Origin of the sequence: Microcystis sp., assembly GCF_048564745.1 — a bacterium.
Lineage (GTDB): Bacteria > Cyanobacteriota > Cyanobacteriia > Cyanobacteriales > Microcystaceae > Microcystis > Microcystis ichthyoblabe_A.
The window spans coordinates 1-20,167 of the sequence record NZ_JBLZRT010000099.1; the positions used below are offsets into that span (position 1 = coordinate 1).

A 20,167-nucleotide genomic window follows, 5' to 3' on the forward strand; every position below is an offset into this window, starting at 1 on the left:
AAAGCAGCCTATGAATTAAGTAGGGGTTGCTGAATAAATCTAAAAACCTTGTTGGATAATATTTTTAGGCTTTTTTAGCCCAAAAACCTTTTTTAGCAGGATTTACACCGATATTCAGCCAACCCTAAGTAGAATTTAAAACCATCCCCACCGAGGAACTAGCCATGAAATCCTTTGCCCTTCTTACCACCGTCAGCCTAATCAGCCTTTCCACCCTCGCGACTGTTCGCCCCCTCATGGCGCTAGAGAGCCGACAACCAGCCGAAACCCGGATCGCTCAAGGGAACAATCAAGACGCGATCGGCCACTATAACCGGGGAGTTGGCTACATCCAACAGGAAAAATACGATCTCGCCCTCGCTGAATTCACCAAAGCGATCAACATTAATCCCCGATACGCCGAGGCTTACCTCAATCGGGGGGTTCTTTACGAACAAGAGGAGAAACCCGACCTCGCCCTGTCCGATTTCAATCAGGCGCTCAACATTAATCCCCGATTGGCCGAGGCTTACAACAATCGGGGGCTTCTTTACTACGAACAGGGGAAATCCGACCTCGCCCTGTCCGATTTCAATCAGGCGCTTAACATTAATCCCCGAGATGCCGAAGCTTATCTCAATCGGGGGAATCTTTACAAAGAACAGGGGAAACCCGACCTCGCCCTGTTCGATTACAATCAGGCGCTCAACATTAATCCCCTATACGCCCTGGCTTACCTCAATCGCGGGAATCTTTACCACGAACAGGGGAAACCCGACCTCGCCCTGTCCGATTTCAATCAGGCGCTCAACATTAATCCCCGATACGCAAAGGCTTACAACAATCGGGGGCTTCTTTACGCCGTACAGGGGAAATCCGACCTCGCCCTGTCCGATTTCAATCAGGCACTCAACATTAATCCCCGAAACGCAACGGCTTACTACAATCGGGGGCTTCTTTATTACTCTCGAAAAGAAAGGGAAAAAGCGATCAGAGATTTCCGACAAGCCGCCGAACTGTTCCGCCAGCAAGGAAACGCGGCGTTATATGAAAAGGTTATGGAAATCCTACGGGAATTAGGCGCGGTCTAGTCCTTTTTCTTGGGTTGAGCGAATCAATGGGTTAAAGAAAACCTCTCAATTTTAGGGGAAAGGGAAACCCAACAGCCAACACCTCAATCCGTCTGAATGAGCGATCGCTTCTCATGGCTTTTTGTGGGGTTTCCTTGGGTCAATCCAACCGACGGTAATTGCTATGATTACTATAGGATTTGAAAAGGGTGCGCGTTCGGCCTTAATTGGAGTCTTAGGACAGGATGACCAAGCACCAATTTTATCTAGTCCCGTGGGAGCATTATCTTTTATCGGCGAAAATAGCCTTTTAGTCGCCGCTAGTCGGGATTTAAATCGGTTTTGGACTCAGGTAGAGGAGGGTTTAGAAGCAGATAGTCCCCTACAGGAATTAATAACACAGGTCTTAACCCGCTTCCAATCGCCTTTAGGTTTAAATTTGCCTGAAGACGTTTTTAGCTGGGTTAGAGGCGAATATAGCCTCGCTCTCGTGCCTAGTTCAAAGGGGATGGAACCCAATAGTGTTTTTCTAGGGGAACGGGTGATGGGGGTAGAGGTGGACAGTGCGATCTCTCATTTGGATGAGTTAGCCCGCAGTCGCGGCTATAATGTGATTAATCTGCCTTTACTCGATCGAACGGTGACAGCTTGGACAAAGTTAACCACGGCGGTCCCGGGAGGAAAAGCGCAACTAGAGACGCTCGTGACGGGAGTGCATACTAGGGTCGATAATTATGAAATTATCGCTAGTTCTGTGGAAGCGATGGGTTTAGCTTTATCTGCACAGAAAAACCCCATTTTAAGTAGTGGTAAGTTTCGACAGGCAATTACTGCTTTACCCGTAGAAAATGATGGTTATTTTTACGTCGATTGGCGACAATTGCAACCGGTAATCGAGGCAAAATTCCCGATCGTGCGGGTGTTACGCCAATTCAAGTCTGAATTGGCCTGCCGACCGGTGAAAATCTGATTAGGTAAAGATTTCCCCCTGTCTCCTACATCCGCAATCGGCTCTTCTCGACTTTGTGTGATAATTTTTGCTTATGGAATCGTGAAATGCTTACTAGGCAACACTTTTAGGACTATTTTGTGGAAAAAACTATCAGTATAGACCTCGTTTCCACACAGAAACCAGAAGAGCCCGCAATCTAGAATGATAAAATAGGTGACGTTTAAAGCATCATTCATTAGCTATGACCACAACCTACAAAGTAGAAATTTCTCATTTAGGAACCACACAAACGATCGAAGTTAGGAAAGATCAAACTATACTACAAGCGGCCTACGATGCGGGGATTGACTTACCCAGTTCTTGCAATGCGGGCGTATGTACTACCTGCGCCGCTCAACTGTCTCAGGGTAGCGTTGAACAAGGTGAGGGCATGGGATTATCCCCCGACCTGCAAAAAGAGGGCTATGCTTTGTTATGTGTGGCCTATCCTCGCTCCGATATTAAACTGGAATCTGGCAAGGAAGAAGTAGTTTATCAACGTCAATTCGGGAAACCTTAGGTCAAACTGGGGTTAAGATGCGAAATTTTCGGGGGTTTCCCCCCAAAAAACCAGATTTTGAGCCAATAGAACCGGCAAACCCTAACTGACAGCCGAATGCTGACTACTCAGGGAAAACTTTTGCTCTCTACCCTTGAGGGCCGCTTTCATGAAACCAGAAAAGAGAGGATGAGCTTTATTGGGACGAGAGCGAAATTCGGGGTGAAATTGGGTAGCAATAAAGAAAGGATGTTTTGGTAGTTCGATAATTTCCACCAAACGACCATCAGGAGAAGTGCCACTCACCAGATAACCGGTCTCGAAAAAGAGACTACGATAGGCATTATTGAACTCGTAACGGTGACGATGGCGCTCATAGATAACCTCTTGACCGTAGAGGGAGAAAGCCAGACTATCGGGATTTAAACGGCAGGGATAGAGACCTAAGCGCATTGTTCCCCCTAAATCCACCACATCTGCCTGTTCTGGCAGTAAATTAATCACTGGATTGGGTGTATCCTCTTCAAATTCGGAACTATTGGCCCTTTCTAATCGGGCCACATTGCGACCCCATTCGATAATCGAACACTGCATCCCTAAACAGAGACCCAAGAAAGGAATATTATTGACCCTAGCATACTCGATCGCCTTAATTTTGCCATCCACACCCCTAATACCAAAACCACCTGGTACAACAATACCGTCAACACCACTTAAATGAGCTTCGGCCGAATCATTATCCACATCTTCGGCACTTACCCAACGCAATTCTATCTCGCTATTAAGGGCAATAGCAGCGTGTTTGAGGGCCTCCACCACCGAGAGATAAGCATCCCCCAACTGCACATATTTACCGACGATAGCTATCTCTAATTTTTGACTGGGGGATTGCATCTGTCGGATGAGATTTTCCCACTCCTCCAGATGGGGGTATCGGGGACCCAGGTTTAATAATTCTAGGGTTTGTTGCGCTAATCCCTCTTTTTCCAGATTGAGAGGCACTTCATAGATACTGCTGGCATCCTGAGCAGTAATCACCGATTCTACCGGCACATCACAGAAAGCTGAGAGTTTTTCTTTTAACCCCGGTTGTAGGGGTAGATGACAACGACAGACTAACACATCCGGTTGAATACCGATCGATCTTAATTCCTTGACCGAGTGTTGCGTCGGTTTCGTTTTCATCTCCTTGGCCGCCGGAATCCAAGGAATTAGGGTAACGTGCATATAAACCACGTTATTTCGACCTACATCCTTCCTAAATTGCCTAATTGCTTCTAAAAAAGGCAAAGATTCGATGTCTCCCACCGTACCACCAATTTCTGTGATGACAATATCGGGGTTGGTATCCTTGGCCACCCGGAGAATCCTTTCCTTGATTTCGTTGGTAATATGGGGGATTACCTGCACCGTTCCCCCCATATAAGCACCACGGCGCTCTTTATTCAATACCGCTTGATAAATCGAGCCGGTAGTCACGCTATTGAGACGGGAGAGTTCCGTATCGGTAAAACGTTCGTAGTGGCCAAGGTCGAGGTCGGTTTCGGCCCCATCATCGGTGACAAATACCTCTCCGTGTTGAAAAGGACTCATCGTACCTGGATCCACGTTGATATAGGGATCTAATTTCAGAATTGAGACGGAATAATCGCGACTTTTCAACAATCTTCCCAAACTAGCGGCGACAATTCCTTTCCCAATACTGGAGACGACTCCCCCAGTAACAAAGACAAATTTACTCATAAAATTTTTCCTGCGATCGATTATACCTAGCAAGGGGTAAGAGTTTTCGGGATGGGGTTGACCCTGAGAGAAGCCGAAGGGCGGTGTCATTTTCCCAGATTTCATTATAACCGGAGGATCTATACCCCGATCCTCGTTTTAGCTCCCTCTCCAAAATCTATGGGACCACAGCTTCATCCCTCTTCAGTCGCCTTCATCCCGATCATCTAAATTTTCCGCTACAATCGAGAGTACTAAGACTCAGGCAATTGTAAAGTAATATTAATGATAGATTTTAATACTCTCGCTGAATTTTCCCGCAACTATTGCGTCTCGATTTGTGCCTTTTTAGTACCCGCTAACTTAGTAACCACCCTTTTAACGGTTCTTTTTCTCTATTTCGGTCGTCCTACCCGTCAAATCTTCCCCATTGCTTCCCTAGCTTTGTTGTTCGCTGTCACCATGTTTCTCCACGTCGCCACTTGGTTAATGATTGGTGTGGTTATGGCCCCCACTTTTATCCTCTTTGGACTAGGTTTAACCTGTTTTGTGATCAATCTTCAAGCCATCAGCGATCGCCAAAGTTTGGAACAGTTATTACACACTGGGGTTAGTCGTCTGGCCCGCTCTTTCAACTAAGGAAAAGTGCCAAGACTTCCCCCTTCCCACATAGTTGAACCAATAGGCTAATCTTGGTGCGTCCAAGAGCGATGAGCCAGACGCAAACCCCAATCGAGCAGATAACCAATCGCGCCAATAACGAGAATCACTGCCATCAACTCTGAATAAGCGAGTCGATCGCGTGTATCGAGAATATAATAACCCAAACCCGCACTAACCCCCAGCATTTCCGCCGGGACAAGAACGATCCAGATAATACCTATAGCCAAACGGAAACCAGTTAAGAGATGGGAGAGGATCGCAGGCAGAATAATCTGGAAAACCGTTTCCCCTCGGGTAGCACAGAGACTGCGGGCTAAAGTCAACCAAGAGCGATCAACCGCGTTAACCCCGGCAGCCGTATTGAGAAGGATCGGCCAGATGGCCGCCACCGTCAGCAAAAAATACACGGGTAGATCACCAATGCCCAAAACCATCACCGCTAAAGGCATCCAAGAAAGGGGCGCGATCATGCGGAGAAATTGAAATACAGCCGACAAAGCCGATTCAAGGGAGCGATACAACCCGATTAATACCCCCAAAGGCACACCGATGGCACTAGCGAGAACCAAGCCCACAATAACCCGGCGGCAACTGGTGAGGATATGGGGCATAATCTCCCCCCCAACAAAAAGACGTAATAAAGCGACAAAAGATCGCTCAGGGGAAAAATCATTTAAAATCGGGTTTGAGTGCCATAGAGGACTGGTAAATAGCCACCAGAGCAATAATCCAAAACCGATACCCCATAAGGGTAGTAAAGCTCTTGGCGGGGAGGTCAAAGATTGTGACTTCATAGGTTCAGACCTTTAAAATTTGATCGTCTCGATGCGGGAGAGATTATTCGGTAAGCCGAAAGCTTTCGGTCCGCCCACCTGTTGCAAGGCATTACGGACAAAAGAGTCATCCACGAGATCCCGCGCCACCTGTCGGGGTTGCAGTTTTTGGAGAAAATCCGTATTTCCTTCCACCTGAGTGGTTTTGAGCAAGCGTACCAGTTCCTCCGTATAGGAAGGGAAAGGATAGGGCTGGAAATCGATCCGGTTGACCTGCCAAGCTGGATTCTCGATCGCCCCGTCTTTTTTATAGAAATTGCGATCGTAGTAAGTAAGCGCCCGTTGCAATACCGGCAGCGGGTGAGGCGTATATTTTCCACCATCTTTAGAGAGAATCCGGGCCACTTCCGAGCGATTGCTCCGGGACCAGAGTTGGGCTTTAACGAGGGCGTTTACCACCTTCTGCGTCCATTGTTTCCGTTGCCTAATATCCTCCTCGTGAACAAAGACGACGCAACAGGCGTGATTCTTCCAGACATCGCCGGTGAAACGGAGAACCCTACCGGTTTTTAGATTTTCCGCCGCCGCGTTGAAAGGTTCAGCAACGATATAACCACCGATGCTCTTATTGGCGAGGGCTGATACCATATCCGGGGGCGGGAGAACCACTAGATTAACCTCGTTAGAAGCGATCGGCGCGTCCTTGGCTTTGCGAACTATTTTCAGCCCGTTACGTTGTAAGAGTTGTTGCAAGACCAAATTATGAATCGAATACCAGAAAGGAACCGCGATCGTTTTACCTCCCAATTCCCTGGGATTTTCAATATCGGGAAGGACGGTGAGGGCTGAACCGTTGGTATGGTTCCAAGCGACGATTTTAGCGGGGAAATTGCGCCCGTAACGAATCCAGATCGAGGTGGGAAAAAGAACGTGAATAACGTTCACCTGCCGAGCGAGAAAGGCCTCAACAATCTGCGCCCAAGAGCGGAATAGGCGCGGTTGTTCGGCAGTTAAACCTTCCGCTTGATAAAGTTTTCGGGAGTGGGCCACCAATAGGGGGGCGGCATCCGTAATCGGTAGATAACCGATTTTCACAGGCTGATCGTTGGCATTGGCGTTAACGGGAAGATTCCAATTATCGGCGGCGATCGCTGCTCCGAAGGAACTGGTAAACAGTGCCGAAAGTTTCAGGAAATCTCGACGGCTCATGCCGCAACAAGCACAATTATCGTGTATGTTCATAGATTTACAGTGTCATCACAAGGGCTAATTCTTGAAAAATTGACAGGCGTAGATCACTCAAAAGCTTGGCTGACTCGAAACGGGGTTTCGGCATCGAGATGGTCCATTCTCGGCGGATGCCCACCGGATGACGGCCCATGAGAAGAACTCGATCGGCTACTAATAGGGCCTCGTCGATGTCGTGGGTAACGAGGAGAACCGTGCTGTTATAGAGAGCTATGACTTCTAGGAGGAGTTTTTGCATCTCGAAACGGGTGATCGCGTCGAGGGCGCTAAACGGCTCATCCAGGAGGAGGAGAGAGGGGCGCCGGGCGAGGACGCGGGCTAGAGAAACTCTCTGAGCCATACCGCCCGATAGTTGATGAGGATAAGCACGCTCGAAGCCATCTAGTTTGACGCTTTTAACGGCGGTGTGAACCCTTTCCCGTAATTGCTGATGATCGAGGCGGGGCATCCGCTTTAATTTCAAACCAAAAGCCACGTTTTGCCAAACGGTTAACCAAGGTAAAAGGGCGGGGGATTGAAAGACGATCGAGCTGCGGATGTCTGGGGCTTGTAGGGGTCGTGAGTGCAATTGTATTTCTCCGCCATCGGCACTTTGCAAACCAGCGGCGGTAGCAAGGAGGGTAGATTTACCGCAACCACTGGCCCCAAGCAAACAAACCACCTCACCGGAGCGCACCTGTAGGTTAATATCCTCAAAAACGGTACGGTAGCCATGGCGGGTTTTATAGCGTTTATGGAGATTTTTGAGGCTGAGGACGGGGTAATCAGTGGCGATACTCATTCCCTCACCCCCGCTCGCTCGAGTTCGCCCGTGAGAATTTTATCGCTAGAGGACTGACGTTGTAATTCTCTTTCCAGTTGAATCAGGCTCGGAGTTAACACCGGTAAAAAGGCCACCTCGCGCAGCCGTCGGGCCGTGTCGCTATTACGGAAATAGCCTTTTCCTCCCTTAATTTCCGCTTCTAACCCTACGGATTCCACCGCTAACCGGGTAATGTCCACTCTGAGGGTGAATAGTTGGCGTGTTCGTCCGAGATCGAAGCTTTCTAGGGTGCTGAATTGCTCGATTGTCTTTTCTAGACGAGTCAGACGCTCCCGGGCGAAGAAATAACGATCGCTGGCTACCGCTGCCTTTCCCCCTAAACTTTTCTCTGTCTCCCCAAGGGATTTACGCGTAATGCCAAGGGCCAGTCCGCATTGTAACAGCAAGAAACAGGGGCGGACTGAGGGTAAAAATTTTGCTGCTTCCAAGCTGATAATCCAGTCGTGAGATAACTGAACTCGATCGAATTCAAGGGTACTGGTGCGGGAAGCTTGTAAACCCAATAATTGTAGGTCTTCACCCCGTTTTAACCCCTCTGCGAAGGAGGGAAGGGCGAGGATAAGAGTTTGTCCCGATGTAGTTTGAGCGGCAACGGCTACTATGAATTCTCCCTTAGAGTCGAGGTTAGAGGCCCAGGGCAGGAAGCCATTAACAGTGACGTTTTCTCCCTCGATCTTTGCCTGTAAACGCAGCTCCTCGATCCCGCCGAGGTACTTCATCGCGTTAGAGAGTCCTGTCGCTCCGGCTATCTCTCCCTTGAGAACAGCCGGTAGAATTTTGTTTTGTAGATAAGTGTTATTACTGGCGGCCAGATATTGGATGAAGACGCGCTGACACCAGAAAACAAAACCGGTGGTGAGGCAGCATTGGGACACAGCGGAGATCGCCTCTACTGCCTGTAATAAGGAGCCACCCCGGCCTCCTAAGCTTTCAGGTATAGCATAGCCGAACCAGCCCGATTCTCCTAGCTTGGTTAGGGCCGAACCGACGTTGAGATTAGCTGTACCGTTGTTGAGGTCAGTGGCTCTTTCTTCCAGAAAAGAAAGGATTTCGGAGCCTCGATCGAGCATAATTGTTTTCTCCTAGGGGTGAATATTTTCAATCGAGGTCAAACTATCTATAGGTGCGCCGACCACTTCTCTGGCTCTTTTTACCGCCGCTTCATCGGGACTATCGTAGAAACAGAGACATTTACTCAAGTCTTCGCAAACATAGGTACGCTCGAAACTGACTTCGGGTACTTGAGCATAAAGGGGGGTTTTCTCCGCTTTTCGTTGCAGGTAAGTTTCCATGGTTAGCCCCGGGGGTAAATTCCACTGTACTAGATAGTTGGCTTTGTCTTTGCGCTCTCGCACAGTGGCTAAGTCCTGCCCAATCAAGCGCATTTCCTTGATTAGTTGCCAACCTAGCCCAGCGTTTTCTAGTACTTGTTCGAGGGAGGCGCGATCAATCGCTTTGATAATCAGGAATAACCGCCCCTCTGTTTCACCGATTAGGGCTTCGATTAACTCTCCCTGGGATTTTGATGCGACTGTGGCAATGCGCTCCAATATCTCGCTCACCTCTTCTTTTGTCCTTTCTTGTCGATCATCCTCTACTAGATATAAAGTCATAATTCATCTGAAATACATTTACAATACATTTGAGTTTACTGTCTTTGGGAAAAAAAAGCAATATTTTCAAGAGCCTCAAAAGGAGGTGACACGGGAGTGGATGGTTCAAGACCGTTTCGCTCAAGTCCTGGCCAGAACCCTGGCCTTGAATGATATGCGTAGCCCGATTTTTTCGATAATCGCCCTTATCTGGCTGGATTTTTTTCAGCCAAAGACTTGACAAACTCCAAAATTTCTGCTAATCTTGTAGTATGATGAGAATCCGTGTCGGCCTACGAACGCTCTTTTTAACCCTTTCTCAAGAACAAAAATTTTAACCCGAATTGCTGGTAGTAGCTAAACTAAGAGCAGTACCACGGGAAACGGTGACTATGGAAGTTATTTGTACGCGTCCCCACTGTCCGAGACCGCGTAATCAGTGCCTAGACCTAGACGATAGCAATCTTTTAACCTCGATCGAGCAGAAATATTGTACTGCTTGCGGGATGCCATTAATTTTAGGGGGACGTTATTTGCCGGAACGTCTATTGGGAAAAGGAGGATTTGGGGCGGCATTTTTAGCAGTAGATCGTTATAGTCCCACAAGAGCTAAATGTGTACTCAAACAATTTCAACCTTCCGGTAATTTAAGTCCGCAAGCTTTAGAAAAAGCGAAAAACTTATTTTTTCAAGAAGCGCGGGTTTTAGAAGATTTAGGAAAAAAACATCGCCAAATCCCTGATCTCTATGCTTTTTTCCCTTTAAAAGTCAAGAATCAATTAACGGGAGAAGAAGAGCAATTTTTCTATCTGGCCCAGGAATATATCGACGGTAAAAACTTAGAAGAAATTCTCCAACAGCAACAAAAACCCTTTCAAGAAAGTGAAGTCAAAAACATTCTCGAAGAATTACTTCTTATCCTCAAATTTATTCATGAAAATGGTTCCATTCACCGGGATATAAAACCATCTAACATCATGCGCGACAAAAATGGTCGCCTCTATTTACTCGATTTTGGGGCAGTAAAACAGGCTACCAATAATCCCAATAATACACCAGAGAAATCCACAACAATTTACTCAGCCGGATTTGCCCCTCCCGAACAACAATTAGGCAATCAGGTATCAGCAGCCACGGATTTATATGCCCTAGCAGCTACCTGTGTTATGCTCTTAACTAATCGCGATCCTGATGAGCTATACGATCCGCAAAAAAAGGTCTGGAATTGGCAAAATTATGCCCCTAACATCAGTGCAGATTTAGCAAGAGTATTCAATAAAATGTTACTAGCAAATCCGCGAGATCGATTTCAATCCTGTGGAGAAGTTTTAACCGCTTTAAATCCAGCTTCTCCACCTTCTCCATCTTCTCCAGCTTCTCCAGTGATTAGAAACCCTTCCCGCTTTTCTCTTGGGGAAACTTTCGCTAATGCTGCCTTTACAGGATTTGAGGGGACATTATTAGTAGTTGCCTTAAATAGTTTAGTCCCCTCGGTAGGAATTGTCATCGCTTTTATGATCTTAGGTGGCTTAGTTTGGGCATTATTTAAAAAAGTGATTGAAGGGAGAGATTTACCGATTCTAGCAGCAATTACCCTCACCCTCATCTTCTTTCTTTCGCGACTGCAAGGAAGCCTAAATTTTCCTGAAATTGCTATCATTGCCGTGATGGCAGCCATCGGAGCAATTGCTATTACCGCCTTTTTCCGGTTAATATATCAGATAATTTTGCGATTATTTTAAAACCCTGAAAGTTGCCAAATTATCATCACTACCGCCGGTAATCGTGCCACCGAGGTCTAAAATAGTTTGCAGATAGTCGAGGACTTCCTGAGAAATTAACTCTCCCGGCATCAAAACGGGAATACCGGGGGGATAGGGACAGATAACATCAGCACTAAGACGATCGAGGGCATTTTTCCGGGATACTATCTCTGTAGGGGCAAAAAAAGCCTTTCTAGGAGAAATAGCCAAATTTCCCGTGACTGGAGGAGGAGTGGGGGATAAACTGGTAGAGGAAGGGGATTTAAGGCATTGAAAAGCAGTAATTAGGCGATTAATGTGTTCGCGATGATTGCCGATGGAGATAATAAAAGTAAGTTGGCTTAAAGTCGGTAATTCTGCGGTGACGGCGTATTTTTCTCGCAAAATATCGTCTATTTCGTAACCAGTTAAGCCAAAATCTTTGACGATTACCGTTAAACGAGTGCGATCGAACCAGTGACAACCCGGGATAGAATGGGGAAAGTCTAAAACAGAGATATTAGGAATTTTATCGAGTTCTTTTCGGGCAGTAGCGGCTAAATCGAGGGTTTTGCTCAGTAAATCTAGGCCTTGCGTCGCCATTTGCTTTCTAGCACTATCAAGGGAGGCGAGAAGTAGATAACTAGGGCTAGTGGTTTGAACTAATTGTAAGGCTCGATCGACTTTTTCGGAACTAATGCGATCGCCTTTTAAGTGTAACATCGATGCTTGAGTTAAGGCCCCTAAAACCTTATGGGTGGACTGAATAGCCATATCGGCGCCGAGAGACAGGGCAGCCGGAGGTAAATCGGGATGAAAGGCAAAATGGGCCCCGTGAGCCTCATCGACGAGCAGCGGGATAGAATAATGATTGGTAATCTGGGCGATAGTTTCTAAGTCACAGCAAACCCCTTGATAGGTGGGAGAGACTACCATCACCGCTTTGGCGTCGGGATGAAGTTTCAGGGCATTTTCGAGGGATTGGGGGGTTATATTTAAATTTAGATCGATAGTGGGATTATATTCGGGATTGATAAAGATAGGCTGCGCCCCAGAGAGAATTAAGCCCGAAATTGCCGATTTATGAATATTTCTCGCCAAAATAATTTTATCTCCCTCGCCGCAAGTGGCTAAAATCGCCGCAATAATGCCACAACTGGAGCCATTGACTAAAAACCAGCTTTTATCTGCCCCAAATGTCTCGGCTGCTAAAATTTGCGCTTCTTTAATCACCCCCGTCGGGGCAAACAAATTATCAAGGTCGGGTAATTCGGGTAAATCGGCTTTAAAGACGCTTTTTCCCAGTAAATTACTTAAATCTTCACCGATTCCTTCCCCCTGCTTATGCCCTGGTGCGTAAAATGGTACATCTAAACTGTTGACTTTTTTTTGCAGTTGTGATAGAAGCGGAGCGGATTCTGGCGAAGGCATTGTGGGGTGTGGGGTGTGGGGTGTGGGGTTTTACCGGTTGAGGTGGCCAATTACCTAATTTTCAGGGGAAAAGTACCTGAATTTCCCCCCCGATCACTCCCATATCCGGTACTTTTTAATTGACAAAAGGTCTAAAAGTCTTATCCAACCAGGTTTTTAGATTTATTCAGCAAGCCCTAAATAAAAGCTGACTGCTGAATACTGACTCCTGACTCCCCAAAAGGAAAACTCCGTAGCTCACCATTAAGATAACTGCTCTAACATCTCTAGGGACATTTAAGGCTTTTTGGACCCTATGTCCACAGCAACGGTCAGACTTGTGGCTTTGTTGGTTGCCATCGAGAAATTAAGCGAAAATCCTGACCATATTAAACGGATTTCGCCGATAGCATATCTCTGGAAGAACGCCATCCTAAGTCTGATATAGCACGGGATAGCTTACGGTTTTAACCATTCCCGATGTGTTGAAATCTTCTAGAACTATCGTAGTGAAAAAGCAAATTAGGCAAGGGATTCTCCCACTTCTAAGAGGGGACAAAAGGGAAAATAGGGAGAAACCGTCCAACGATAGAATTTTTTGCTGCTGGTGGACTGAAGATTAAAACGCAGGGAAACAAAAGGGAAAAAGGGAGATACGGAACAATTCCAACTGAAAGCCGGCTTAGAGGTGCTATTATCGTCCTGCAAAGACCAAGCAGGGTATTGAAAAACCTCCCGGACGAGGGATTTTCCTTCATCGCTAACTTGGGCGCAGCTGCGACTAATCCCCGAAACCAAACAGAGACTATTACTGACACAATTATCATTAGAAGCCACGATCAGGAGATCCTCCCCGGTGGTGGTTAGTTCAAAAGCGATAAAATCTCCACCTTGCCAACGACTAAGGACTTGTCCCTGGGCATTCTGGTAGATAGCGCTGCAGTTTTCGGGATCGAGAAGACGATTACTATCGGGGTCTAAGTAACCGCAAACCTTGCCCATCAGACGGGTTCCATCCTGAAACCCATAGACCCAATCAAAGGTATCGATGTTAGCGGCCCTTTGATTGCTTTTGTTAACCAATAGTAATCGATCGCTGACCACGGTTATTAATTCTCAATAAAACTAAGCTTCCCTTAATAACAAAGGTATCACTAAATACTAATTTCCCAGCGAAAAGATTTATTAATCTTAACTTGTCGGTCCTGGGGGAGAGTGAACTGGTCAGCTTAAATCAAGGCCAAAACCTGCTATCTTATGGGGAGACAAAAATTATCTAGATCTTGTTTTAGCGAGTGGTAGTAAGGGCATGGCGTACAAGCGGGTATTATTAAAACTGAGTGGGGAGGCCCTGATGGGCAATCTCGGCTATGGGATCGACCCGATGGTGGTTTCCGCTATCGCCCAGGAAATCTCCGAAGTGGTTGATCAAGGCATCCAATTGGCGATCGTGGTCGGTGGGGGCAATATTTTTCGGGGGGTGAAAGCCGCCTCGGCTGGCATGGATCGGGCCACGGCCGATTATATTGGTATGATAGCAACAGTCATGAACGCTATGACCTTGCAGGATGCCCTAGAACGAGCGCAAGTGCCGACTAGGGTATTAACGGCGATCGCTATGCAGGAATTAGCTGAACCCTACATCCGCCGGCGGGCCATCCGTCATCTGGAAAAAGGTCGGGTGGTGGTTTTCGGTGCGGGATCGGGTAATCCTTTCTTTACCACCGATACCACGGCGGCCCTGCGCGCTGCCGAAATCGATGCGGAAGTGGTGTTTAAAGCGACGAAAGTGGATGGAGTTTATGATTCCGATCCCTCTCACAATCCTAATGCGCGACGCTTTCAAAGCCTCACCTACGGTCATGTGCTGACCCATGATCTGCGGGTGATGGACGGAACTGCGATCGCTCTGTGCAAGGAAAATAATATCCCGATAGTCGTTTTCGATCTGTCGGTAGCAGGTAATATTGTTCGCGCTGTCAAAGGTGAACCCGTTGGAACATTGGTAGGAGGATTCTGTGAAGTTAGCTGAAGTTCAAGACCATATGCAGAAAACCGTCGAATCAACCCAGAGAGCTTTTAATACGATTCGTACTGGCCGCGCAAATGCTTCTCTTTTAGATCGGATCATGGTGGAGTATTATGGCATGGAAACTCCCCTCAAGTCCCTGGCAACCATTAGCACTCCCGACGCAACCACGATCGCTATTCAACCCTTCGATCGTACCAGTATGGGGGCGATCGAAAAGGCGATTTCTCTCTCGGACGTGGGTTTAACCCCCAGTAATGACGGTCAGACCATTCGTTTGAATATCCCTCCCCTCACTAGCGATCGCCGCAAGGAATTGGTCAAATTAGCGGCGAAATTGGCCGAAGAGGGAAAGGTGGCTGTCCGCAATATTCGCCGGGATGCGATCGATGCTATCCGTAAACAGGAGAAAAGTCACGAAATTTCTGAGGATGAATCCAGGGATTTACAGGATCAAGTGCAGAAATCCACCGATAAATTTATCGCCAAAATCGAGGATTTATTAACGACAAAAGAAAAGGATATCATGACGGTTTAAGTTTTTTTTACTCAGGGATAGAACAGGCTTTTTGTCTGTTCTACTTAACTTTTTCAGCCAACCCTAATTAAAGTCTTAGATTGTAAAATCTACAGCAATTTTCTGTGATACTAAATCCAGTTATTAAAAACTGATTATCTATTCCCTCTTTTGCATGAGTGCCTTTTGCCTGTCCTCATAAGTAGCCCATACTCAACGGATTTAGTATTAGTTAATGCTTGCTCAACATCTAACAAAGACTCGATTACAGAATTAACCACAGCAGCTACGCAGGAAATCGCTACACTATTACCCGTTAATTTTCGCATAGTTTGATAACTGCCGACAATTTGATAATCATCGGGAAAACCTTGTAAACGTAGCATTTCCCTTTCTGTTAAGCGTCTTTTCCCATCCACTAACAAATAATTATAGGATGCTCCCGCTCGCAAGGCACAGGAATAGGGATAAGCACTGACATTACCTCCTTTATTTTCGTGCCAGATGGTCGGTTCACTATAAGGTTTTTTTCCCTCTCTTTTCAGCAGGCGACTTTTTTGAATTTTTTCGGAGGCATAATAAAAATCCGAGACATTTTCCTCTAAGATTTCTGTTAAACTTGTTCTAGATAAAGCTGGTTTTGGCCAGATAAAACCCCGCGCTTCTCGGAAACCAACGATAAAAATTCGTTCCCGTTTTTGCGGTAAACCAAAATTAAGCGCATTCAAAACTCGGTAATCGGTATAGTAATCTAAATCTTGTAAAGTATCGAGAATAACTTGCAAGGTTTTTCCCTGTTGATGTCCCTGCAATTGCTTGACATTTTCCAGAATAAATGCTGCGGGTTGTTTGGCTTTTAAAATACGGGCAATCTCAAAAAATAGCGTGCCTCTGGTGTCTTCAAACCCCTTTAAATCACCACAAATACTAAAGGGTTGACAGGGAAATCCCGCCATTAAAATATCATGATTGGGAATATCTAGGGCAGCAATTTCGGTAATATCTCCCCGGGGTTGGTCGCCAAAATTAGCGTGATAAATTGACCGAGCATCTTTATCTATATCACAGGAAAAAACACAATCAGATTCTAAGTTTTTTTGGCGACAAACTTGTGCAATTGCCACTCGAAACCCTCCCAAACCACAAAAGAGGTCAACAAAACGAATTTTTTTACTATCTTTCAGGAGATTCATCGATAGTTGAGATTGTAGCGATAGGGATATTATCTTTGATTTTAACTTATTCAAATTTCACCAAAGAGCGGACGGTAAATATTTCATTGGCGCTTGAGAGTAACAACCTGAAAACAGTCGTCATCCCTGGGGACATACACAAAAAAAAGAATAACAGAATTATATAATTTGAAATTCATCCTGTTTAAGATTTTGAATCGATTCAATCTTGGAAACTTCTACAGCGATAACTGTATAGGCTTTTCCCTGATTATTTAACACTTCTAAAACATAGCCATCCTCTTGGCCTTCGGGTCGAGGACAATAATCCACGATAATCGCGTGAGTGCCACGAGACAAATTAGATTCTGGCAAATCTTCGGTTAATTGAACTTCGGAAAACATATCAAATTTCATAGTCTAACTCTTTTAATCTGGTAATAAAGTCACAAATCTTGTTTCTTTCGTAAGTGAGTCGATAATCCAATAGGTAGAGACTCGTAAGTTTATACCGTTCACCCCTTGTAAAAGTCCTTTAATTTCATAAATATCACCGAACTTTGTTTGTTTATTTAAGGTGGCCTCGTTGAGAAGAATACGTCTTAAATCTTGTTCCAATACCTGCCAGTTGTCTAAATTATATCCTGCTTGTGCCAGAAAGCCTGATTTATCATCTTTGGGTTGTAAAACTAGCAAATACCGGGTTAATTTAGCTGGTGGGATTGTCGCATTGGGATTTAAATAAGGCATTTATATTGTAATTTAGCCAATTTCTTTATAGACTTCTATAAAATAGATTTTACAGTATATGCGGGCAGTATTGCCAGGCTTTTTCTTTGTCTAGGATTTGATCATTTTCAACTTCTTCGATGAGTTTTCCTAGTCCGTAATCCTCAAGGATTTCTTCGATTTTTTCAAATTCAGCAATGGGAATCTGAACGGCAATCGGCTTTTGATCTTTGTCTAATACATAGCTTTTGTTAATTTCTAGCATTTGTAGTTCCTCTAAAAGTTCTCTAGATTATTATTGATAAATCAAGTAAAACCTCACTCATAATTTTCGAGTTTGCTCTCTAGTAATTCTAGATTTGATAACTGCGGTGGATGATTAGCATTCCATGTCAGAGCTTGATCTAATTTTTCTCGAAAAGGCGATCGATTTATCCAGTCTTCGTTTACGGGAGAGCGATCGAGTAAATTTTGATAAAACTCATTCCACAGTTGACCCCATTCTTTTAGATCGATAACAACTGCTGTTTTTTCTCCTGTTTCATCGACAATATACTGAATACCTTTCATGATTTAAATTGTTGTGAGATGGACATTAACTAATAACTATATTTTAATCGATTCACGAGAAGATATGGATTTTGCCAGTTCTTGTCTAGCATCTTCCGATAGAGAACAACCAAAATCTAGAATCTCGATTAAAACTAACTGATCGTCCTTGGAATAATGTAATATTATTTTCCCTTCCTCCTCTGCGTAAGCAATTGGATTATTGTTTAACTCAATTAATAAAGCATCCACATCTGGGCTATAGTGTATCTTGTTCATATCGGGATATCCTACCGGGGTAAAGGGTGATGATTAAGAAAAAAGCACTGAATTCTCGATAAACTACTCGAATCACTAAATTATCATTGAACTTTTTTTGTGCGATTCGCTTGTTGTCTTCAGAGATTTCTATTTTGTCAGGAAATTGTACAGTTTCGAGGATAAATTCAGGAGTGATAAAAATTCCACGAGCGGATAGCAAATTCAATTTGATTCTAGAATGCTCACTAAATCGAACTTCTTTCATTTATCCAACCAATATATCGCCAACCTGTAACAGGAATCGAAACCCTATCAATTTTTTCGATAATAATCGCATAACACACGATTTCTATTCCTCAATTATTTGATTTAATTTTTCCTTGAAAATCGTTTCTATTTCTTTATAGGACATCGTTTGAGGTGCGGGTTCATCGAATTGGAAGTTTACGAACACGCACAGAGTCATCGCTGATAGTAATTGCCGCACCTTCTGTCAGTTCCGTTTCCACAGTCAGTAAAACATCTAGAAGCCTTTGAGCAACTACATCAGGTCTGGCAGAAGATAACCGTAATGTAATCAAGCTAGGCAGTCCATAATTATTGAGGGCTACCAGCAGGGAAAAGTCTAAGTCTTGTGTTAAAATAACTTGACCTTCCACTCTGGCAAGTTCCAAAATCTCCGCGTCGGCAGCAGTGGCAGGTAAAAAGTCTGTAGTGCGTACTATGTCGTAGCCCTGTAACCTTAAAGCCGCAACTGTCAAAGGGGAGATATGAACATCAGCTAGTAAACGCAGACTACTCATGCCGAAGTGAAGCTAACGATATAATCGGATACAGCCCAAGCTGCATAATTAAGAGCCTGACGAATATCTTCCTCTTCTAACTCTGGATAAGCCTCTAAGACTTCCTGAATAGATAACTGACTAGCCAACAGTTTCAGAACAAATCCCACAGTGATACGCATTCCTCGAATCGTTGGCTGTCCAAGACATATTTGTGGATTAACAGTAATACGGTCTAGCTCTTTAATCACTGTGGAACTCCTGAGATAAACTCCTCTTATATTGTTACATACAGCAATGAATCATTATCGCCCTAACTCTTGTGTCGGCAATGAATTGGCAATTAATCAGAATCAATCTATAGCGTTTCGCTCAAGCCAACCTAAGAGGCTGTTGTGTTGGCGTTGAAAGCTTTGGTGTGTTCTTCTCGAATTTTATGAATTTCTTCAGCATACTTGAGAGTAAACCCGTAGGATTCCGCAGCCTTTTCCGCAGCAATGCGAGACTTAACTAAATAGTCATGGATAGACGTGCATTCCTCCGATAATCTTGTTTGAGTTTTATCTTTTTCTTGCAAAATCTCTGAGTGGATCATAAGTTATTCTCCTCTTTGAATAGTTCAAGTGGTGTGACAATTTCAGGTGTTGACAAACCAAGGCGGGCATTGATAACGCGAATATGCTTCCGTTTGTTAGCATTCGCTAGGTGGTTGCAATTCCAAGTAACGAGATATTGAATGTCGAAATAGCTGGCATAGGCAAGATGTAGAGCGTCGCCCACAAGAGACCTTGGCATGACATAGTTGGCAAGATAAAACTCGACAACTTGTTCAAGAGCAGAAGTCGGCGGTAGTAAAGGAATCCTCGAAACCAAATGAATAATTTCAGCTTTACGCGGATAGTTTCCGTTGGTTAGTTCTTGAAGCACGGCATCCGAAATATATAAATCATAATAACTGGACATCTCCGACCACCACTTCCTTGTGATTTCGGTAAAAGTTTTTAGAGCTTCACGCTCATCAAAGTAATAACTCGGAACCGTGGAATCCAAGTACACTTTTTCTTTCATGATAATAACTGATCGACAAGACTAAATCAAAGCCTGAAGCAGCGGTATGGTAGCCCTCTCTATTCTACTATCCTATCTCTGTAACGAAGTTATTGCACTGTCATGCTTGACCTCGATCATTTCTCAGAGCAATCGCACTTGGACTCGATCGCATTGAAACTTCTCCATTTTATCCCAAACATTAGCGGTGCGTTACACGCGCGTTTTCGCACCCTACAAGATCAGCGATCGCACTTAACAGATAAAAGTCGCGGACAGGATGCAGGTGATCGGTTACGCTTCGATATACTGGCAATAGGTGGCTGGTTGGGGAATTGGCAGCCCTTCCTCTTGTAAACCATCCAGATGAAATTGAATTGCTTCTTTCATATTTTCTGTGATTTCCTCTAGGGTTTTACCGGTAGTAACCTGAGAGGGGGACAAGCGAGCTAGAAGGTAGATAGGGCAAGCGATATCGCTCTTTGTCCTTTGATGTAATCCTTCAACCGATAGCGGCTAATTTGCATTAGCTCTTCTATATTTTTTTGGAACATTTGATGTAGCTGGAG

Annotated in this window: 24 protein-coding genes and 3 pseudogenes; 7 read left to right on the forward strand and 20 right to left on the reverse strand. The window is 45.0% G+C overall.

The features are described from left to right. The first annotated feature begins 164 nt into the window (after window positions 1-164). The 3 genes and pseudogenes from ACOCD9_RS11555 (at window position 165) to ACOCD9_RS11565 (ending at window position 2,560) form a co-directional block, all read left to right on the forward strand. Window positions 165-1,070, forward strand: a complete 906-nt coding sequence (locus ACOCD9_RS11555; RefSeq protein ID WP_419547521.1) for a tetratricopeptide repeat protein — start codon at window positions 165-167, stop codon at window positions 1,068-1,070. A 190-nt stretch (window positions 1,071-1,260) separates the two neighbouring features. Continuing rightward, window positions 1,261-2,010: pseudogene (locus tag ACOCD9_RS11560) on the forward strand (DUF3352 domain-containing protein); the annotation flags it as partial. A 232-nt stretch (window positions 2,011-2,242) separates the two neighbouring features. Beyond that, window positions 2,243-2,560, forward strand: coding sequence for a 2Fe-2S iron-sulfur cluster-binding protein (locus ACOCD9_RS11565; protein ID WP_008203355.1), 318 nt, complete (start codon window positions 2,243-2,245; stop codon window positions 2,558-2,560). A gap of 81 nt (window positions 2,561-2,641) precedes the next feature. On the opposite strand, the gene pyrG is transcribed toward ACOCD9_RS11565, so the two are convergent. Beyond that, window positions 2,642-4,282 (reverse strand): glutamine hydrolyzing CTP synthase, encoded by a 1,641-nt coding sequence (gene pyrG / locus ACOCD9_RS11570; RefSeq protein ID WP_419547522.1) that lies wholly within the window; start codon window positions 4,280-4,282, stop codon window positions 2,642-2,644. 264 nt (window positions 4,283-4,546) lie between these two features. On the opposite strand from pyrG, the gene ACOCD9_RS11575 reads away from it, so the two are divergent. Then, window positions 4,547-4,900 carry a hypothetical protein gene (locus tag ACOCD9_RS11575; RefSeq protein WP_008203368.1) on the forward strand — a complete coding sequence of 118 codons (354 nt, stop codon included), beginning with the start codon at window positions 4,547-4,549 and terminating at the stop codon, window positions 4,898-4,900. Between the two features lie 47 nt (window positions 4,901-4,947). On the opposite strand, the gene ACOCD9_RS11580 is transcribed toward ACOCD9_RS11575, so the two are convergent. The 5 genes from ACOCD9_RS11580 to ACOCD9_RS11600 are packed head-to-tail and all read right to left on the reverse strand — an operon-like array spanning window position 4,948 to window position 9,381. Then, on the reverse strand, window positions 4,948-5,718 hold the full coding sequence (locus ACOCD9_RS11580; RefSeq protein WP_287704367.1) for an ABC transporter permease: 771 nt from the start codon (window positions 5,716-5,718) through the stop codon (window positions 4,948-4,950). A gap of 12 nt (window positions 5,719-5,730) precedes the next feature. After that, on the reverse strand, window positions 5,731-6,939 hold the full coding sequence (locus tag ACOCD9_RS11585; RefSeq protein WP_419547523.1) for an ABC transporter substrate-binding protein: 1,209 nt from the start codon (window positions 6,937-6,939) through the stop codon (window positions 5,731-5,733). A 4-nt stretch (window positions 6,940-6,943) separates the two neighbouring features. Beyond that, the gene (locus ACOCD9_RS11590; RefSeq protein ID WP_419547524.1) at window positions 6,944-7,726 is read right to left on the reverse strand and encodes an ABC transporter ATP-binding protein; all 783 of its coding nucleotides are present in this window, start codon (window positions 7,724-7,726) and stop codon (window positions 6,944-6,946) included. Next, complete coding sequence (locus ACOCD9_RS11595) at window positions 7,723-8,838, reverse strand: acyl-CoA dehydrogenase family protein (RefSeq protein ID WP_287704372.1); 1,116 nt, start codon at window positions 8,836-8,838, stop codon at window positions 7,723-7,725. The genes ACOCD9_RS11590 and ACOCD9_RS11595 overlap by 4 nt, the downstream gene beginning before the upstream one ends. Window positions 8,839-8,850: 12 nt before the next feature. Further along, window positions 8,851-9,381 (reverse strand): DUF4242 domain-containing protein, encoded by a 531-nt coding sequence (locus tag ACOCD9_RS11600; protein ID WP_287704374.1) that lies wholly within the window; start codon window positions 9,379-9,381, stop codon window positions 8,851-8,853. A gap of 371 nt (window positions 9,382-9,752) precedes the next feature. Here ACOCD9_RS11600 and ACOCD9_RS11605 point away from each other — a divergent pair, with 371 nt between their 5' ends. Next, window positions 9,753-11,102: a protein kinase domain-containing protein gene (locus ACOCD9_RS11605; RefSeq protein WP_419547525.1), complete on the forward strand. Its 1,350-nt coding sequence runs from the start codon at window positions 9,753-9,755 to the stop codon at window positions 11,100-11,102. On the opposite strand, the gene ACOCD9_RS11610 is transcribed toward ACOCD9_RS11605, so the two are convergent. The 3 genes and pseudogenes from ACOCD9_RS11610 to ACOCD9_RS11620 form a co-directional block, all read right to left on the reverse strand. Continuing rightward, window positions 11,094-12,533, reverse strand: a complete 1,440-nt coding sequence (locus tag ACOCD9_RS11610) for an aminotransferase class I/II-fold pyridoxal phosphate-dependent enzyme (RefSeq protein WP_287704378.1) — start codon at window positions 12,531-12,533, stop codon at window positions 11,094-11,096. The genes ACOCD9_RS11605 and ACOCD9_RS11610 overlap by 9 nt on opposite strands. 271 nt (window positions 12,534-12,804) lie before the next feature. Further along, a pseudogene (locus ACOCD9_RS11615) lies at window positions 12,805-13,020 on the reverse strand (RNA-guided endonuclease TnpB family protein); the annotation flags it as partial. 14 nt (window positions 13,021-13,034) lie between these two features. Next, window positions 13,035-13,616 carry a hypothetical protein gene (locus ACOCD9_RS11620; RefSeq protein WP_419547526.1) on the reverse strand — a complete coding sequence of 194 codons (582 nt, stop codon included), beginning with the start codon at window positions 13,614-13,616 and terminating at the stop codon, window positions 13,035-13,037. A gap of 205 nt (window positions 13,617-13,821) precedes the next feature. Here ACOCD9_RS11620 and pyrH point away from each other — a divergent pair, with 205 nt between their 5' ends. Further along, a complete protein-coding gene (gene pyrH, locus ACOCD9_RS11625; protein ID WP_002732255.1) occupies window positions 13,822-14,544 on the forward strand; it encodes a UMP kinase in 723 nt (240 codons plus the stop codon). Between the two features lie 13 nt (window positions 14,545-14,557). Continuing rightward, window positions 14,558-15,079, forward strand: coding sequence for a ribosome recycling factor (gene frr, locus ACOCD9_RS11630; RefSeq protein ID WP_419547529.1), 522 nt, complete (start codon window positions 14,558-14,560; stop codon window positions 15,077-15,079). Between the two features lie 134 nt (window positions 15,080-15,213). Here frr and ACOCD9_RS11635 read toward each other — a convergent pair whose 3' ends face one another. From ACOCD9_RS11635 to ACOCD9_RS11685, 11 genes and pseudogenes are all read right to left on the reverse strand, one after another. Next, window positions 15,214-16,251: a DNA cytosine methyltransferase gene (locus ACOCD9_RS11635; protein WP_419547527.1), complete on the reverse strand. Its 1,038-nt coding sequence runs from the start codon at window positions 16,249-16,251 to the stop codon at window positions 15,214-15,216. Window positions 16,252-16,410: 159 nt separating this feature from the next. Then, window positions 16,411-16,647, reverse strand: a complete 237-nt coding sequence (locus ACOCD9_RS11640) for a DUF4926 domain-containing protein (RefSeq protein ID WP_002731660.1) — start codon at window positions 16,645-16,647, stop codon at window positions 16,411-16,413. 12 nt (window positions 16,648-16,659) lie between these two features. Continuing rightward, window positions 16,660-16,980, reverse strand: coding sequence for a DUF6883 domain-containing protein (locus ACOCD9_RS11645; RefSeq protein WP_024968524.1), 321 nt, complete (start codon window positions 16,978-16,980; stop codon window positions 16,660-16,662). Window positions 16,981-17,029: 49 nt separating this feature from the next. Beyond that, window positions 17,030-17,224 (reverse strand): hypothetical protein, encoded by a 195-nt coding sequence (locus ACOCD9_RS11650; RefSeq protein WP_079205868.1) that lies wholly within the window; start codon window positions 17,222-17,224, stop codon window positions 17,030-17,032. 53 nt (window positions 17,225-17,277) lie between these two features. Continuing rightward, entirely contained in the window at window positions 17,278-17,529 is a 252-nt protein-coding gene (locus ACOCD9_RS11655) for a hypothetical protein (protein WP_193979227.1), read from the reverse strand. A 36-nt stretch (window positions 17,530-17,565) separates the two neighbouring features. Next, on the reverse strand, window positions 17,566-17,787 hold the full coding sequence (locus ACOCD9_RS11660) for a DUF2283 domain-containing protein (RefSeq protein ID WP_272081681.1): 222 nt from the start codon (window positions 17,785-17,787) through the stop codon (window positions 17,566-17,568). A 410-nt stretch (window positions 17,788-18,197) separates the two neighbouring features. Further along, window positions 18,198-18,572 (reverse strand): DUF5615 family PIN-like protein, encoded by a 375-nt coding sequence (locus tag ACOCD9_RS11665; RefSeq protein WP_002733650.1) that lies wholly within the window; start codon window positions 18,570-18,572, stop codon window positions 18,198-18,200. Continuing rightward, window positions 18,569-18,802: a DUF433 domain-containing protein gene (locus ACOCD9_RS11670; protein WP_002775448.1), complete on the reverse strand. Its 234-nt coding sequence runs from the start codon at window positions 18,800-18,802 to the stop codon at window positions 18,569-18,571. Before ACOCD9_RS11670 ends, ACOCD9_RS11665 begins: the two co-directional genes overlap by 4 nt. A gap of 131 nt (window positions 18,803-18,933) precedes the next feature. Next, on the reverse strand, window positions 18,934-19,146 hold the full coding sequence (locus ACOCD9_RS11675; protein ID WP_004158042.1) for a hypothetical protein: 213 nt from the start codon (window positions 19,144-19,146) through the stop codon (window positions 18,934-18,936). Further along, window positions 19,143-19,619 (reverse strand): type II toxin-antitoxin system VapC family toxin, encoded by a 477-nt coding sequence (locus ACOCD9_RS11680; protein WP_002763393.1) that lies wholly within the window; start codon window positions 19,617-19,619, stop codon window positions 19,143-19,145. The genes ACOCD9_RS11675 and ACOCD9_RS11680 overlap by 4 nt, the downstream gene beginning before the upstream one ends. A 273-nt stretch (window positions 19,620-19,892) precedes the next feature. Next, a pseudogene (locus ACOCD9_RS11685) lies at window positions 19,893-20,036 on the reverse strand (type II toxin-antitoxin system HicB family antitoxin); the annotation flags it as partial. Window positions 20,037-20,167: the final 131 nt, after the last annotated feature.